Raw genomic sequence first — 16576 nt, forward strand, 5'->3', positions numbered from 1 at the left:
GACTTCAGCGCATGCGGAGAGTGCGCACGCTGCTGCTGGTTGCAGTCACGGCGATGGCCTGCGGGGCACCGGCCGTCGCGCCGCCCCCGCAACCGGCCCCGCCCGCTCCCGATCCGGGGTTGCCGTCCCGGCTGGTCGAGGAGGTCACCGGGGAGGGCGCGTTCGCGCACCTCGCCGAGCTGCAGCGCATCGCCGACGCCAACGGCGGCAACCGGGCGCTCGGCACCCCGGGCTACGACGCGAGCGTCGACTACGTGGTGGGGGTGTTGCGCGGTGCCGGGTACGAGGTGCAGACACCCACCTTCGACGCCCGGCGGTTCGAGGTGCGGCAGGAGCAGCTCACGGTGGACGGCGGACCGGTGCCGGTGTCAGCGCTGGGGTTCTCACCCACCACTCCCGACGCCGGTGTCACCGGGCCGCTCACCGTCATGGCCGGCGAGGGCTGCAACCCGGCCGACGCGGGCGCCGTCACACCCGGGTCGGTCGCCCTCGTCCGGCGGGGCACGTGCCCGTTCGCGCAGAAGGCGACGCATGCCGCGGGCGCAGGCGCCCTCGGCCTGATCGTGATCAACACTGCGGACGAACCGCTTGACGACGGCACCCTCGGCGAGGCCGCGACCGGCGTGGTGCCCACCGGCGGCGTGAGCCGCTCGGCGGGCGACGCGCTGGCCGGCCGGGCCGGGGCGGCCGTCACGCTGACGCTGGTGACCACGGTGGAGCTGACCCCGAGCCGCAACGTGCTCGCCCAGACCCGGTCCGGCAACCCGGACGAGGTGGTCGTCGCGGGCGCGCACCTCGACTCCGTGCCCGAGGGGCCGGGCGTCAACGACAACGGCTCCGGTGTGGCCACGCTGCTGGAGACGGCCGTGCGGCTCGGCGCGAACCCACCGGTGACGAATGCCGTGCGGTTCGCCTTCTGGGGCGCCGAGGAGACCGGCCTGGTGGGCTCCACCACGTACGTGCAGGGGCTCTCGGAGGAGGACCGCAACCGGATCGCGCTCTACATCAACCTCGACATGGTCGGCTCACCCAACGCCGGCTACCTCGTGTACGACGGTGACGACTCCGACCAGGAGGGCGACGGCCCCGGGCCCCGCGGCTCGGCCGCCATCGAGCGCGCGCTCGTCGAAGGCCTGGCCGCCGCGGGTGTGCAGGGTGCCGGCACCGACTTCAGCGGCCGCTCCGACTACGGCCCCTTCATCGCGCGCGGCATCCCCTCCGGCGGCCTGTTCACCGGCGCCGAGGAGGTCAAGTCGGCCGAGGAGGCGCAACGCTGGGGCGGCACCGCGGGCGAGGCGTACGACCGCTGCTACCACCAGGCCTGCGACCGCCTGGACACGATCGACCGCACCGCCGTCGACCGCAACGCCGACGCATTCGCCGCCGCGCTGGCCCGCTTCGCCCTCTCGACGGACGAGCTGGCCGCAGGCTGAGCCCACCCAGCCACCGCCGCGCCCGGCGGCGCGTTAGCGCACCCCACTCCGCCACGCGCCCCGTCGGCGGGGCGCACCGGCCGACACGGGTCAGTCGTACTCGCCGATCACCCACCACCTCCCCTCCCGGAAGAGGAGCAGCAAGGCCTCACCGTCGTTCAGGGTGACCTGCAGCCGGCTCGCCTCCGCGCTGCCCGTTGCCCACCACCGTTGCTGCACCGGCCACGGCCCGGCCCACCCCTCCACCCGGCGCGGCTCGCCGCCGTCGACCGCGACGGACGCCGGCAGCCCGAAGAGCAGGTCCGGCGCGCCGAGCAGGATGGGGCTCCCGTCGGCTGCGGTGAGCTCGGCCGGGAGGGGTCGCGGTGGCACCGTGGCCGGCGAGGGCGCGGGAAGCCGGCCCGGCCACGACGGCGGTGGGTCGCGGGGCACGGAGCGGCCGGTGGGGCGGCGCGGGGCCGGGACGCGCCTGCGCCGGTTGGTGGTGCGCAGGCGCTCCGCCTCGGGCAGGTCGGCGGCGGAGACCCGGCCCGCCCGGCGCACGACGTCCTCCGGCCACCCGGCCGGGGCGACGAGCGGCCCGGAGCTCGCCCAGGTGCGCTCCTGCTCCTCGCCCGCGGGGCGAACGGCGTTCCCGTCCGGATCCACCGGACGAGAGCGGCGCTCGTCCGATCCCACGTCGCCGCGGTCGTCGCCCCACGGGACGAGATGGACCTGCTCGGCGGGGTCGCGCCCGCCCACCAGCACAGCGGTGACCACCGACTCCGGCCCCAGCAGCGCCTGCACCCGCACCAGCGCGCGCCCGGCGCGTTCTCCCGCCTCTCCGACGTCGCCCCACAGGCCGAGCTGCAGGGCCCCCGCGGTGACGGTCTCCTCCGGCACGAGCCGGAGGCGGGCGACCGCGCCGTCGTCCCCCTCGTCCGGCACGTCCCCGGAACGCCTGCGGCGGGTGAGCCAGGCGTCGAGCTGCCAGCGGACCCGGTCGACGGTGCCGGCCGGGGTGAGCGGCTCGGCGCATCGCCAGATCCGGTGCAGCTCCTCCCCGCCCACCGTGCGAGCGGCGACGCCGAGCCGCGTGCACGAGAGGCCGTGCGAGGCAAGCGTGTGGTGCAGCCGCTCGGCGAGCCCGCGGGCGGCGAAGGCGGCGGCGTCGACCCGGTCGACGGGTGGGTCCAGCTCGACCTCGACGGCGAGCTCCTCCGGCGGGGTGCGCCGCACCGGGGGGCGCGGGTCGAGGCCGCGGGCGAGCCGGTGGCAGTGCACGGCGTCGGCGCCGAACCGGGAGGCGACGTCCTCGGCTGCGAGCGCGGCGAACGCCCCCAAGCTGCGCAGCCCGAGCCTGCGCAGCAGCCCGACCAGCTCGGAACGGTCGACGTCGGGTTCGCGGTCGAGCTCCTCGACGCCGAGCGGGGCCAGGAAGGCCGGTGTGTCGCCCGGCGCGACGGCGACGGCCCTCCTGGCCGCGAGCACCGCGGCGAACAGCCCGTCGGCCACCCCCACCTGGCTCTCGACGCCGGTGCGGGCGGCGACCTGGTCGACGAGGGCCTCCGCTGCCTCCTGCTCCCCGCCGAACCAGCCCACCGGCCCCTGCGCGACCATCGCCACCAGCCCTGGCCGGACCACCTCCACCCCCGGCGCCAGCTCCTCGACGGCGGCGACGACCGGCTCGAAAGCGCGGGCGTCGCGGTCGGGGTCGCGGGTGAGCACCGCGAGGTCAGGACACCGCGCCTGCGCCTCCCGCCTGCGCAGCCCGCGCCGCACCCCCTGTGCCCTCGCCACGGCCGAGCACGCCAGCACCCGGTTGGCCACGACGACCGCCGCCGGCCGGTGGGGCGGGACGTGCTCCGCCATGGCCGCCGCGGTGACGGGCCAGTCGGGCGACCACAGCGCGAGCACGCGCGCGCCCGACGAGGTCGTCACAGGGTCAGGGGACTCTGCGAGGACCTCATCCGGCGCGCCGACCGCCCTCATCCCGCCACCCGTTCCCTGCTCATCGGCACTGGGTTCATCGGCATTGGGTTCATCGGCACTGGGCTCGCCTGCGCTGCCGCCCCACCCGCGGCCGGCAGCAACAGCCCGGCCGACCGCCCGCCGGGAGCCACGCCCCGCCCGCGCGCCCGCACCCGGGCCTGCCGGGCCACGAGCCGGCCCGCCCCGGTGCCGAGCCCTTGCCACGAGGCGTCGGTGCAGCTCAGCTCGAGGTCGGCGCCCGGCCACGCCCCGAGCGCCACCAGCACCGCACCGCGCTGCCGGGCCCGCGCCGCGAGCCGCTGCCGATCGGCGGCGCGCACCCCGGCCCGCTCGGCGCCCGCCACCGCCACGACGTCGATCCCGTCGAGCAGGGCGACGGTGACGGCCATCAGGTCCGCCCCCGGCTCGGGGACCAGCGCGAGCCGCTCCAGCCGCACCCCGGCCTCCGCGGCCGCCACCACCCCGAGGTCCGGCCGGCCCACCACGGCCGCCCACGCTCCCCCGGCCGACGCCTCCGCGAGCAGCGCGAGCAGCAACGACGTGGCCCCGGGGGCGTGCGGGAGCGCGACCGTGGACCCGCGGCGCAACCCGCCCGCGGGCAGCAACCGGGCCAGCGGCTCGGCGACCGGGAGCACCCGGCCGTCGGACTCGGGTGCCGGCCGCACCCCCACGGACCGGTCCTCCATGCGGCGCAGCAGCCCGCGGGCGAGCTCGAGCCGACCGGTGACGTCGGCGCGGTGCCCGGCGGCGACAGCAGTTCCACCCACGCATGCCTCCCCGATGGACGGCCGCGGGGAAGACGGCACGTTCGAACGTGTGTTCGACGGTATCAGGGCGTCCGAAGCCCCGCAACGCCACTCAGACCCGGCTCGCCACCTCGCCGTACAGATCCACCCAGCCGAGTGCGTCCAGGTCGCGCGCACGGACGTCCACGGCCAGGCCGCGGGCCGACAGCCATCGCTTCGGCGCGGGCAGCACCCGCCCGAGGACGGGCAGCAGCCGGTCACCGGTGAACGCCTCCCGGACCATCCGCTGGTAGGCAGCGCGTTCCGCGGGAAGGACGAGCGGCTCCGGCCGCCTGCGGATCACGAGGATGCCGCCGTCGACGCTCGGCCGCGGCCGGAACGCCGACGCGGGCACGCGGCCGCCGAGGTCGAACTCGTACCAGGGCCACCAGCTCGCGGTGAGCAGCGTGGTACCGCCGACGGCCGCACGCTTGCGGGCGACCTCCCACTGCAGCAGGAGCACCGCGGTGGCCCACGCGCGTTGCCGGAGCAGGTGGCGCAGCACCGGCGTCGTGATCCCGAACGGGACGTTGGAGACGACGTTCGGGACGTCGGCCCGGACCCGCAGCATGTCGGCGTGCACGACGCGGACGCGGCCGCCGAGGGTCCGGCGCAGCCCGGCGACCCGGGCGGGGTCGAGCTCGACCGCGGTGACGGCGTCCGAGCGCACGGCGAGCTGCCGGGTCAGAGCGCCGTCACCGGCGCCCAGCTCCAGGACGGGACCGGGTGGCACCAGCGCGGCGATGCGCGCGACCACGCGACGGTCGACGAGGAAGTTCTGGCCGAGTTCCGGCCGGCCGCCGACGGTACGGCGGGACGACGAGGACATGCGGGAACCTGCGCTTCGCATCGATCGGGACGGGAATCCGGATCGGGCGCGCGCAGCGGAGCAGGCCTGCTACGAAGATCAGCTGCGCGGCGCCCGAACGAAGCACCACGGCCGTATGCATGCGCACATGACGACCACGCTACCGCCGGCCGCGACCGGTTTTCGCGCCCATCGGCGACGCGCTCACCGCCGAGCTGACGAGCGGCCGACTGCTGGCCGCGCTGGCCTAACCGAGCCCGAGCCGCTGCCCGCCGACCACCCGCTGTGGACCGCGCCGGGGCTGTTCCTGTGCCCACACGCCGGGGGCAGCGTGCCCGGGCGGCTGGAGCGGTCATACCGGATCGCGGCCGACCAGATCGCCGCGTTCGTGCGGGGCGAGAAGCCGCCGAACCTCGTGCGGGACGGTTACTGAGCGCATTCGCCCGCGGCAGCCCCAGGGCCTCCTGGCGGCGCCGCGCATTGTGCGGGGCCGCCCCTCACAGCTCAAGGGCGCCTGCGGCGTCGCTTCGCGAGCGCTGCGCGCCCCTTGAACTGCGAGCCTCTGCGACCCCTGAGGGCAAGCAGTGCGGGCAGGCCAGGGGCCTGCCCTCTTGGTGCGCGACGCCGCCAGGAGGCCGGTGTCGCGCATCTGGTTGCCTTCGCGCACCGGGTTTGGGCTCGCGCACCCCTTGTCGGGTCACGCTGCCGGTCGACGGGCAGCGTGGGCCGAGAACGGGTGCGTGAACCTTGCGGATCACCGCGAGCAGTACACAACGGCCTCGCCCGCGACCCTGGCGTGCTCCTCGCGCCGATCAACCTGACCGCGACCTCGCTCCCACCCCATGATCAGCGATTCGGTGCGTTCCCGGCTTGTTCCCGCCGGTTTTGCGCCGAAGCCGTGATCATGGTGGTCAGACCGCCTTCGGTGGCGCCGCGCGCCGAAGGGGCTGGCCTGTGGCCTGCCCGCGAAGCGGGCCCGGAGGGGCCGTAGAGGCTCGCGGGTCAAGGGTCGCGAAGCGATCGCGGAGCGACGCGCAGCGCCCTTGAGGCGTGAGGGGCGGCCCCGCACAATGCGCGGCGCCACCGAAGGCCCGGTGAGGGGTACGCCTGTGCGAGATGGGGCACCGCTCGAGGCCTGGTGGGGATGAGACCCGGGCGGCACGTGGCGCCGCTGGAGACCTGGCCGGTGAGCGGCTCAGACCACCGGCCGAGTGGCGCGGTGCAACGTCACCGCGCCGAGGGCCAGGTTGCGCCAGGCCACGTCCGTCCGGCCGGCCTTCGCGATGCGCCGGGCCAGGTCGGGGCGGCCGGCCTGCGCGATTCCCGCGTTCCGCGGTGAACGCACACCGCCAGCAGCTCACCTGCCGTTGCGGCGCGCGGAGCTCAGTGCGCGAAGTGGCGGGTGCCCGTGAAGTACATCGGCACGCCTGCGGCCGCGGCCGCATCGATCGACAGCTGGTCGCGCACCGAGCCACCCGGCTGCACGACGGCCCGCACACCCGCCTCGAGCAGCACCTCGAGCCCGTCGGCGAACGGGAAGTACGCGTCGGACGCCGCGACCGAGCCGCGGGCGCGGTCACCGGCGCGCTGCACCGCGAGCCGGCACGAGTCGACCCGGTTGACCTGCCCCATCCCGATCCCGACCGCGGCGCCACCGGACGCCAGCAGGATCGCGTTCGACTTCACCGACCGGCAGGCCCGCCAGGCGAAGGCGAGGTCGGCGAGCACGTCGTCCGGCACCGGGTCGCCGGTGGCGAGGGTCCAGGTGGCCGGGTCGTCGCCTGCGGCGTCGAGCGCGTCGCGCTGCTGGAGCAGCAGCCCTCCCGAGATCGGCCGCAGCTCGGCGCCGCGCCGCTCCACGGCGTCCGGCAGCCGCAGCACGCGGATGTTCTTCTTCTGCGTGAGCACGTCGAGCGCGCCGTCCGCGTAGCCGGGCGCCACCACGACCTCGGTGAACACCTCCGCCACCTGCTCGGCCATCGCGATGCTCACCTCGGTGTTCGTGGCGATCACGCCGCCGAACGCGCTGACCGGGTCGGTGGCGTGGGCCAGCCGGTGGGCCTCGGCGACGTCGGCGCCGACCGCGATACCGCACGGGTTGGCGTGCTTGATGACCGCGACGCACGGCCCGTCGTGGTCGTGCGCGGCGCGCCATGCGGCGTCGGCGTCGACGTAGTTGTTGTAGGACATCTCCTTGCCGTGCAGCTGCTCGGCCGCCGCGAGCCCGGGCCGCCCGGAGACGTACAGCGCGGCCTGCTGGTGCGGGTTCTCGCCGTAGCGCAGGGTCGCGGCGCGGTCCCAGGTGGCGCCCACCCAGGACGGGAACACCCCGGCGTCCGCTTCGGGGGCCAGCACGCTGCCCATCCACGACGCCACGGCCACGTCGTACGTGGCGGTGTGCCGGAACGCGGCCGCGGCCAGCAGCCTGCGGTCCTCCAGCGCGAACCCGCCGTTCTTCACCTGCTCCAGCACCCACTCGTACCGCGCGGGCTCGACGACGACGGCCACGCTGTCGTGGTTCTTCGCCGATGCGCGGACCATCGCGGGCCCGCCGATGTCGATCTGCTCGACGCACTCGGCGGGCGTGGCACCGGAGGCCACCGTCTCGGTGAACGGGTAGAGGTTCGACACGAGCAGGTCGAAGGGAGCGATGTCCAGCTCCTCGAGCTGGGCGACGTGCGCCGGGTTGTGCGTGTCGGCGAGGAGGCCCGCGTGCACGCGCGGGTGCAGCGTCTTCACGCGCCCGTCGAGGCACTCGGGGAACCCGGTGAGCTCCTCGACGGGGGTGACCGGCACCCCGGCGTCGGCGATCCGCTGCGCGGTGGAGCCGGTGGACACGATCTCGACGCCGAGGCCGTGCAGGCCCGCGGCGAGATCCGCCAGCCCGGTCTTGTCGTACACGCTGATCAGGGCCCGGCGTACGGGGCGGCGCTGACTCACGGGATGGTCACCTCTCGTCCGGTCACGGTGGCCCCTTCCCGGGCCAGCGCCGCGACGGTGCCGACCAGCAGCCGCCGCTCCTCGATCTTGATGCGTTCGTGCAGCGTGTCGACGGTGTCACCGGGCTCGACGGGCACCGCGCTCTGGGCGAGCACCGGGCCGGTGTCCACGCCGTCGTCGACGATGTGCACCGTGGCTCCGGTGACCTTCACCCCGTACGCGAGCGCGTCGGCCACCCCGCGGACGCCGGGGAACGCCGGCAGCAGCGCGGGATGTGTGTTGATCATCGGGCTGCCGACGCTCGCGAGGAAGCCCGGGCCGAGGATCTTCATGAAGCCCGCGCTCACCACGAGGTCAGGGCGGTGCTCGGCAACGGCCTTGGCCATGGCGGCGTCCCATGCCGCGCGGTCGGCGTGGTCGGCGACCCGCACGGTGAAGGCCGGGACGCCGGCGCGGCGGGCGCGCGCGAGGCCCTCGATGTCGTCGCGGTCGGCCCCGACGGCCACCACCCGCGCCGGGTACCCGGGCTCGGCGGCGGCGTCGAGGAGCGCCTGCAGCAGCGTGCCCGACCCGGACACGAGCACGACCACCCGGGCCGGAACGGGGATCTCGACCCGGTAGGAACGGCTCGGCGACGCGGGCACGCGGGAAGCTCCTCGAGGGGTCGGGGATTCGCCTCTGACGCCGTTCAGCGTAGGCGGCGGTGCAGGTCACACCGCCTTCGGACCCGTTACCCGCGGTCGGGGTGCTCGCCCGCGTCCCGATCCTCGGCCTCCTCGGCGCGCTGCGCGACGAGCTCGGCCACGGTCTGCGGACCGCGCTGCTCCGGTACGGGCGCGGGCGGTTCCTCCACCTTCGCCTCCGGTCGTTGCCACCAGCGGCGGCGCGGCGGCCGCTCGGTCTGGTCCGGCGAGCGGCGGGTGGCGGGGATGCGGCGCGGGGCGGCCCGCTCGTCGACCTTCCGGTCCGGGCGCCGCTGTGCACCGGCATCGCGCCGCCTGCGGGCGCCCCGGGACCCCGGCGCATCGGCACGCTCCCCGGCATCCCGGTCTTCCTCAGGCGCATCCTCCGCGGCCTCGGGCTCGGCCTGGTCCGCCCGCGGGAGGTCGGGGTTCGCTGCGTCCTGCTCCTCGTCGGCGGCCTCGGTCGCCTCGCCCGGAGCGTCGTCCTCCACCTCCACCACGTCGCCGCCGGACGGTTGCGCGCTGTCCGGCGCGGCTTCCACACCCGGCCGCAGCACCGCGACCAGCATGATGGGCACCCCGACCCACAGCAGCACGGCCGGCACCAGCAGCTCGACGGGCAGCCGCACCGGGTCGAAGGGGCCCGTGGCGAGCCTGCCGCCCGTCAGGAACGCGAGCAGCCCGATCACGACCGCGGTGGAACAGGCGGTGGCGAGGGCCGCCGAGAACCGGTGATTCGGGGGCGCCGCGCGGCGGCATGCGATGCCGGTGAGCAGGCCGACGCCGATCGGCAGCAGGAACACGGTGAGCGCCCACGCGGGCGGCACACCGGTGGGCAGCGCGGCGAGCAGCGGGAAGCTCGACGGCGCCGTGGTGCTCGTGACGAACGGTGACGCCGTCGCGGCGCCGACCGTGATCCCCGGACCGAGGGCCCAGCTGGCACCGCTGACCACGGCGTTGGGCAGGTAGGCGATCGCCAGGAACGTGACACCGACCGCTGACCCGAAGCCGGGAGCCAGCCGGGAGTACGCAGATGCGACCGCGCCCGCCTGCACGGCCAGCCCCGCCACCAGGACCGCCGATCCGACGCAGGCGAGCCCGGTGAGCGCGACCGCCGTTCCACGCATCGCCGGACGCAGCCAGCCGGGCAGCCGGGCCGCCCGATCCGGCGGGAGCCCGCACACCCGCAGCACGCCGACGGCGCCCGCCAGCCCCGACACCAGCCCACCACCGACCATCGCCGACCAGGGCGCCACGGCGACCTCGGCCGCCCGCGGCAGGAGCGCGCTGCCCAGTACCGCGACCGCGGCGTGGGCCCCGGCCACCGCCACGAGCACCGCGCCCGCGTCGTGGCGGGACCGGCCGCCCAGGCGGCGCACCGTCCACGCCGCACCGAGCGCGACCACCACGCTGACGCCTGCGGTCGGCAGCAGCGGCAGCACGCTGAGCGGCTGCCCCTCCAGCACGAGCGGGATCTGGTGCGCGGCGAGCCAGAGCGGGATCGCGGCGGCGAACGCGCCGTCGACCGAGACGGCGCCACCCGCCGTGAAGATCACCACGGCGGCGGCGGGCACGAGCAGGGCGTAGCTGAGCAGGACGGTGCCCATCGCCCCGGCCAGCAGCAGCCGCAGCCGGTCGAGGCCCTCGACCCCGCTCTCCGTCCCGCTCGTCGCAGGCTCGGGATCGGGTGTCGGTTCGTGGTCGGTGCCGGCGAGGGTGCGCGTCACCCACCCAGGGTTGCAGCGCTACCCGCTCGGGTGGAGCAGGCTCGCCGAGGCGGCCTACCCCGGCGGGCTGTTCGAGGGCCCGTTCTGACCGGGCTGGTGCTCGCCGGGCTGCTTGATGATCCGGGTGTGGTCGCCGCTGGTCTGCTCGGCGTCGCCACCCTCGGGCCGTGCCGACGCCTGCGGGATCGCCGTGGTCGGTTCGCCCGACACGGGCGTGCCCGCGCTCGGGGTGTCGCCGCCGTCGCCCCCGCCGCCGTACCAGCTCGGAGGGCCGCTCGCGGAGCGTGCGCCGGGTTCCGTCTGCCCCCACGGTTGCTGCTGCTGCCCGTAGCCGCCGGGGGCGCCGTAACCCGGCTGCCCGTAACCCGGCTGCGGGCCGTACTGCCCCGGCTGGCCGTAACCCGGCCCGCCGTAGCCCGGCTGGCCGTACCCCGGCGGGTACTGGCCGTAGCCGCCCTGCTGGCCGTACCCCGGCGGGTACTGCCCGTAGCCGCCCTGCTGGCCGTACCCCTGCGGCTCGCGTGGCCGCGGCGCGGGCGCCTTGACCAGGCCTGCGTCGAGCAGCACGGCACCGAGCGCGGCCACCGCCTGCAGGAGCGCCAGCACCAGCGCGATGATCGCGGTGCTGGACGCCCCGCCCTGGGCGACGGCCTGCAGCAGGAACAGCGCACCGGTGAGCACGATCACCGTGGCGGGTACGAGCACCCGCCCCGCCCTGGGCAGCAGGGCCGCGCCTGCGAGCAACCCGCCGCCGAGCAGCAGGAAACCGAGGAAGCTGCCCGAGAGCCCCGCCTCGACGAAGCCGAGCAGGTAGAGCACCACGCCGAGGCCGGCGGCGGCGAGCACCAGCAACCGGGCGGGGCCGGGAGCGAGCTGCGGTGCCTCCGACGCGGTGGGCGCGGGTTCGGCGGGCGAGGGGGCGCCTGCCGGCGATCCGGACGCCTGCGGAGCCGACGACGGGGACGGCGTTGCGGACGGTGTGGGCTGCCCAGGCCCCTGGTGTCCCGGTTGCTGGCTCATGAGGAATCTCCCTCCGTGCGGCCTCCCGCGGTACACGTGCAGGCGGTGCTACCGAACGTAGTCCATCCACGGGGTTGCGGCCTCGACGGGCGATCAGCCGTGCCCCGGTTCGGCGACCTCCCGCAACCCGCCGTCCACGCTCCACCACCTGGTGCACCCGACCTTCCGCAGGAACGGGTGGTCGTGGCTCGCGACGACGAGCGTCCCGCGGAACGCGGCCAGCGCCTCGGTGAGGCGTTCGACACTGTCCAGGTCGAGGTTGTTCGTCGGCTCGTCGAGCAGCAGGAGCTGCGGCGGCGGCTCGGCGAGCAGCAGCCGGGCCAGCACGACGCGGAACCGCTCCCCGCCCGACAGCGTGCCCGCCCGCTGGTCGACGGTGCGGCCGTGCACGCGGAACCGGGCGAGCCCGGCCCGCACCCGCTGCGGTGGGAGCGACGGAGCGGCGGCGCGCACGTTGTCGAGCACCGACGCCGCGTCGTCGAGCACATCGAGCCGCTGCGGCAGGTACGCGGCCGGGACGGCGGGCGCGAGGCTGCGCAGCAGCGTGGTCTTGCCGCTGCCGTTCGGCCCGAGCAACGCGATCCGCTCCGGACCCCGCACGGTCAGCCCGCCGACCTCGAGCACCGTGCGCCCGGCCGGCACCGCCGTACGCGGCAGGTCGACGCGGATCCGGTCGTCGTCGCGCACGGCCGTCTCGGCGGTGCGCAGCTCGCGGCGGGCGTCCGCGAGCCGCTCCTCGTGCATGATCCGGTGCTTGCCCGCCGAGACCTGCGCCTCCTGCCTGCGCATGTTCATGACGACCTTGGGCCGGCGCTTGTTGACGTAGTCGGTGTTGGCGTAGCGGACGCGCCGGTCGAGCTTGACCCGCGCCTCCACGAGCTGCCGCCGCTCGCGCCGGAGGTCGGCCTCGGCCACGCGGACGAGGCGCCGCGCCGTCTCCTGCTCGGCCGCGAGCTGCGCCTCGTACGCCGAGAGCGTGCCCCCGAACAGCCGCACCGCGCCGCCACGCAGTTCGGCGACGGTGTCGACGAGCTCGAGCAGCTCCCGGTCGTGGCTCACGACGAGCAGCACACCCGGCCACGCCGCGACGGCCGCGTGGAGCAGCTCGCGGGCCCGGCGGTCGAGGTTGTTGGTCGGCTCGTCGAGCAGCGCGATCGCCGGGCGGCGCACGAGCAGGCCGGCGAGCCCCGTGAGCACCGCCTCGCCGCCGGAGAGCGTGCCGACGCCGCGGTCGAGATCCGCCGGCAGGCCGAGGCGCGCGAGCTCCGCGACCGCGCGTTCCTCGACGTCCCACCCGTCCCCGACGGCCGCGATCGCCGTGGTGTCCCCCGCCTCGACGGCGTGCAGCGCGGCCCGCTGCTCGGCGATCCCGAGCAGCTCGGCGACGGTGCGCCCGGTGTCGAGGGCGACGTCCTGCGCCAGGTAGCCGACGTCGCCCGCCGTGCTGATCGTCCCCGCGGTCGGGGCGAGCCGGCCCGCGACGAGGCGGAGCAGGGTGGACTTGCCGGATCCGTTCAGCCCGATCAGGCCGGTGCGGCCGGCGCCGATCGCGACGTCGAGGTCGCGGAGGACGGGGGTGCCGTCCGGCCATGAGAAGGACAGGCCGGAGCAGACGATGGCAGGACTCGACATGGGCGGACACCTCGCGGACGAACCGGAACCCGCCGGGCTGAGCCGCGGACGCGGGTGGGGAGGTGTCAGCTGCGCACGAGCTCGACGGTACCCCGCTCGAGCGCCAATTGCAACAGCTGTCGCATTAACCGGCGGGTGCCCTCATGCAGCAAAGCCACCTCCCCGCAAGGTGGCGGCGGGGAAGTGGCTTTGCTGCAAGCCGGGCCGGGAGCTACTGCGCGGCCAGGATGTCCTTCATCAGCTGCGCGGTCTCGCTGGGGGTCTTGCCGACCTTGACCCCCGCCGCTTCCAGGGCGTCCTTCTTGGCCTGGGCGGTGCCCGCGGAGCCGGAGACGATGGCGCCCGCGTGGCCCATCGTCTTGCCCTCCGGGGCGGTGAACCCGGCCACGTACCCGACCACCGGCTTGGTGACGTTGGCCTTGATGAACTCGGCCGCCCGCTCCTCGGCGTCGCCGCCGATCTCGCCGATCATCACGATCGCCTTGGTGTCCGGGTCCTCCTCGAACGCCGCCAGCGCGTCGATGTGCGTGGTGCCGATCACCGGGTCGCCACCGATGCCGATCGCGGTGGAGAACCCGAACTCCCGCAGCTCGTACATCATCTGGTAGGTCAGCGTGCCCGACTTCGACACCAGCCCGATCGGGCCCGCACCCGCGATGTCGGCCGGGATGATCCCGGCGTTGGACTTGCCGGGGGAGATGATCCCGGGGCAGTTCGGGCCGATGATCCGCGTCTTGTTGCCCTTGGCGCTCGCGTGCGCCCAGAAGTAGGCGGAGTCGTGCACCGGGATGCCCTCGGTGATCACCACGCACAGCGGGATCTCGGCGTCGACCGCCTCGATCACCGCGTCCTTGGCGAACTTCGGCGGCACGAAGACGACGGACACGTCCGCGCCGGTCTCCTTGATGGCCTCCTCGACGGTGCCGAAGACCGTGAGGTCCTTGCCGCCGATGGTCACGCTCGTGCCGGCCTTGCGAGCGTTGACGCCGCCGACGATGTTGGTACCGGCCGCCAGCATCTTGGTGGTGTGCTTGGTGCCCTCACCACCGGTCATGCCCTGGACGATGACCCTGCTGTTCTCGTTGAGGAAGATCGACATTTCAGGCTCCTGCCGCGGCCAGCTCGGCGGCCTTGTCGGCCGCGTTGTCCATCGTGTCCACCTGGGTGACCAGCGGGTGGTTCGCCTCGTCGAGGATCCGGCGGCCCTCCAGGACGTTGTTGCCGTCCAGCCGGACCACGAGCGGCTTGGTGGCCGAGTCGCCGAGGATCTTCAGCGCCTCGACGATGCCGGTTGCGACCGCGTCGCACGCGGTGATGCCGCCGAACACGTTGACGAACACGCTCTTGACGTCCGGGTCGCCGAGGATGACGTCCAGGCCCGCCGCCATCACCTCGGCCGAGGCGCCACCGCCGATGTCGAGGAAGTTCGCCGGCTTCACCCCGCCGTGCTTCTCACCGGCGTAGGCCACCACGTCCAGGGTGGACATGACCAGCCCGGCACCGTTGCCGATGATGCCGACCTCGCCGTCGAGCTTGACGTAGTTGAGGTCCTTCGCCTTCGCCTTGGCCTCCAGCGGGTCCTCGGTGCGCTGGTCCACCAGGTCCGCGTGCCCCGGGTGCCGGAAGTCCGCGTTGCCGTCGAGCGTGACCTTCCCGTCCAGGGCGACGACCTTGTCCTGCGGGTCGCGCACCAGCGGGTTGACCTCGACCAGCGTGGCGTCCTCCGAGACGAACGTCTCCCACAGCTTGACGATCACGTCAGCGGCCTGGTCGGCGACGGCGGCAGGGATCTTCCCCTGCGCGACGATGTCGGCGGCCTTCGCGCGGTCGACGCCCGCGATCGGGTCGATCGGCACCCGTGCCAACGCCTCGGGGCGCTCGACGGCCAGCTGCTCGATCTCCATGCCGCCCTCTGCCGAGCACATCGCGAGGAACGTGCGGTTCGAGCGGTCCAGCAGGAACGAGAAGTAGTACTCCTCGGCGATGTCGCTGGCCTCGGTGACCAGCACCTGGTGGACCGTGTGGCCCTTGATGTCCATCCCGAGGATCGCGGCGGCCTTCTCCCGCGCCTCCTCGGGCGTCTCGGCCAGCTTCACGCCGCCGGCCTTGCCCCGCCCACCGGTCTTCACCTGGGCCTTCACCACCACGGCTGTGCCGAGCTCGGCGGCGGCGGCGCCCGCCTCCTCCGCCGTCTCGACCGTGCGGCCCGCCAGGACCGGCACTCCGTGCGCGGCGAAGAGCTCCTTCGCCTGGTACTCGTAGAGGTCCACTCGGGTCTCCTCGCCCACTCCGCTGTGCGTCGCGGGCCGCCCGGCCCGCGAAATCCGCTGCCTCGCCGACCCTAGCGACGCGCCCCGCACCCGCTCTGACCTGGTCCGGTGACGACAGTCACCCTGCATCACCACGGTTGCAGAGCCGGTCTCAGAACGCGCGGAAAACGCGTACCTCACCTACCGTTCTCGTATGGCGCTGGTCCATACAGGGGTGGACCGCCTGGCCCGGGTGGCCGGGGCGGCGCAGGCCGCTGCGGCCGACGTCACGCGCGCCGGTGCGTACGCCGCCCGGACCTTCGGCAGCGCGGCCGGTATCCGGGGCATCGCCGTGGAGTGGGCGTGGCTCACCGCCCACCTCGCCGTCTACCCCGCGGGGTTCGCTCGCGAGCAGCTGCAGGCCCCCACCGGCCACCGCACCGACCCGCTGCCCCCGTTGCACCGGAGCCTGGTGGTCACGGACGTCGAGGCGGCCGGCACCCCGATACTGCTGCTGCACGGGATCATGGACAACCGCTCGGTGTTCACCGTGTTCCGGCGGGCGTTGCGACGCCGTGGCTTCGGCGTGGTGCACGCGGTGAACTACAGCTTGTTCACCGACGACATCCGGACCGCGGCGCACCGGCTCGGCCAGCAGGTCGACGAGCTGCGCGAGCTCGCAGGCGCGGAGCGGATCCACATCGTCGGTCACTCGCTCGGCGGGATGATCGCCCGCTACTACGTCCAGCGGATGGGCGGCACCGCTGCCGTCGACACGCTCGTCACGCTCGGCAGCCCGCACGGCGGCACCCTCGCCGCCCACCTGCTCCCCACGCCGCTCGCGCGCCAGCTCCGCCCCGGATCGGATGTGATCGCCGAGCTCGCGCAGCCCGCGCCCGGGTGCGACACGCGCTTCCTGGTGGTGTGGAGCCGGATGGACCAGATGGTGCTGCCGCAGCGCAACGGGCGACTGCGGCACCCTGACCTGGACGTCGAGGAGCTCGGAATACGTGACGTCGGTCACTTGGCGCTGCCGATCGATCCCCGGACAGTGCGCTGGGTAGCCAACGCACTCGGCCGAACGGCGCGGGCCATTCACCCGTTGCGCCCAGGTCAGACCTACCCACGGGTCACTTCCGAACGTTCCGCGACCGCGCGTCACCCACATCCTGACGCTGCGTCGATCACTCCGCCACACCGAGCGAGAAGTTGCCCCTAGCGGACCAGCCTCGCTACCGTCCCCCGGTCCGTGTCACAGGCCGGTCACGGTGGCGCCCCGAAAGCCACCACCGCGGGATCCCCAGCCCGCACCCCGGTCACGGCGCGGC

Annotated in this window: 13 protein-coding genes and 1 pseudogene; 3 read left to right on the forward strand and 11 right to left on the reverse strand. The window is 74.8% G+C overall.

All coding sequences use genetic code 11. The features are described from left to right. Positions 1-11: 11 nt before the first annotated feature. Positions 12-1433 (forward strand): M20/M25/M40 family metallo-hydrolase, encoded by a 1422-nt coding sequence (locus FB388_RS32485; RefSeq protein WP_211362397.1) that lies wholly within the window; start codon positions 12-14, stop codon positions 1431-1433. 90 nt (positions 1434-1523) lie between these two features. Here FB388_RS32485 and FB388_RS32490 read toward each other — a convergent pair whose 3' ends face one another. The 3 genes from FB388_RS32490 to FB388_RS32500 form a co-directional block, all read right to left on the reverse strand. Further along, on the reverse strand, positions 1524-3284 hold the full coding sequence (locus FB388_RS32490) for a DNA polymerase Y family protein (protein WP_246122848.1): 1761 nt from the start codon (positions 3282-3284) through the stop codon (positions 1524-1526). A gap of 116 nt (positions 3285-3400) precedes the next feature. Beyond that, positions 3401-4171 carry a hypothetical protein gene (locus FB388_RS32495; RefSeq protein WP_211362398.1) on the reverse strand — a complete coding sequence of 257 codons (771 nt, stop codon included), beginning with the start codon at positions 4169-4171 and terminating at the stop codon, positions 3401-3403. Between the two features lie 91 nt (positions 4172-4262). Then, complete coding sequence (locus FB388_RS32500) at positions 4263-5018, reverse strand: ribosomal RNA small subunit methyltransferase A (protein WP_142106535.1); 756 nt, start codon at positions 5016-5018, stop codon at positions 4263-4265. Positions 5019-5194: 176 nt separating this feature from the next. Between FB388_RS32500 and FB388_RS40645 the strand changes: the two are divergent. Beyond that, positions 5195-5430: pseudogene (locus FB388_RS40645) on the forward strand (NAD(P)-dependent oxidoreductase); the annotation flags it as partial. Positions 5431-6192: 762 nt separating this feature from the next. Here FB388_RS40645 and FB388_RS32510 read toward each other — a convergent pair. The 8 genes from FB388_RS32510 to sucC form a co-directional block, all read right to left on the reverse strand. Then, on the reverse strand, positions 6193-6342 hold the full coding sequence (locus tag FB388_RS32510; protein WP_211362399.1) for a hypothetical protein: 150 nt from the start codon (positions 6340-6342) through the stop codon (positions 6193-6195). A gap of 38 nt (positions 6343-6380) precedes the next feature. Then, a complete protein-coding gene (gene purH / locus FB388_RS32515) occupies positions 6381-7937 on the reverse strand; it encodes a bifunctional phosphoribosylaminoimidazolecarboxamide formyltransferase/IMP cyclohydrolase (RefSeq protein WP_142106536.1) in 1557 nt (518 codons plus the stop codon). After that, on the reverse strand, positions 7934-8581 hold the full coding sequence (purN, locus tag FB388_RS32520; protein WP_142106537.1) for a phosphoribosylglycinamide formyltransferase: 648 nt from the start codon (positions 8579-8581) through the stop codon (positions 7934-7936). Before purN ends, purH begins: the two co-directional genes overlap by 4 nt. Positions 8582-8667: 86 nt before the next feature. Beyond that, positions 8668-10347, reverse strand: a complete 1680-nt coding sequence (locus FB388_RS32525; RefSeq protein WP_142106538.1) for a cell division protein PerM — start codon at positions 10345-10347, stop codon at positions 8668-8670. A gap of 54 nt (positions 10348-10401) precedes the next feature. Further along, positions 10402-11367: a DUF5336 domain-containing protein gene (locus FB388_RS32530; RefSeq protein WP_142106539.1), complete on the reverse strand. Its 966-nt coding sequence runs from the start codon at positions 11365-11367 to the stop codon at positions 10402-10404. Between the two features lie 93 nt (positions 11368-11460). Beyond that, entirely contained in the window at positions 11461-12999 is a 1539-nt protein-coding gene (locus FB388_RS32535) for an ABC-F family ATP-binding cassette domain-containing protein (RefSeq protein WP_142106540.1), read from the reverse strand. Between the two features lie 211 nt (positions 13000-13210). Further along, the gene (gene sucD, locus FB388_RS32540; protein WP_142106541.1) at positions 13211-14098 is read right to left on the reverse strand and encodes a succinate--CoA ligase subunit alpha; all 888 of its coding nucleotides are present in this window, start codon (positions 14096-14098) and stop codon (positions 13211-13213) included. A 1-nt stretch (position 14099) separates the two neighbouring features. Beyond that, complete coding sequence (gene sucC / locus FB388_RS32545; protein ID WP_142106542.1) at positions 14100-15269, reverse strand: ADP-forming succinate--CoA ligase subunit beta; 1170 nt, start codon at positions 15267-15269, stop codon at positions 14100-14102. Positions 15270-15462: 193 nt separating this feature from the next. On the opposite strand from sucC, the gene FB388_RS32550 reads away from it, so the two are divergent. Then, entirely contained in the window at positions 15463-16467 is a 1005-nt protein-coding gene (locus tag FB388_RS32550) for a lipase family alpha/beta hydrolase (RefSeq protein WP_142106543.1), read from the forward strand. Positions 16468-16576: the final 109 nt, after the last annotated feature.

This window comes from Pseudonocardia cypriaca (genome assembly GCF_006717045.1).
In the GTDB taxonomy this organism is placed as follows: domain Bacteria; phylum Actinomycetota; class Actinomycetes; order Mycobacteriales; family Pseudonocardiaceae; genus Pseudonocardia; species Pseudonocardia cypriaca.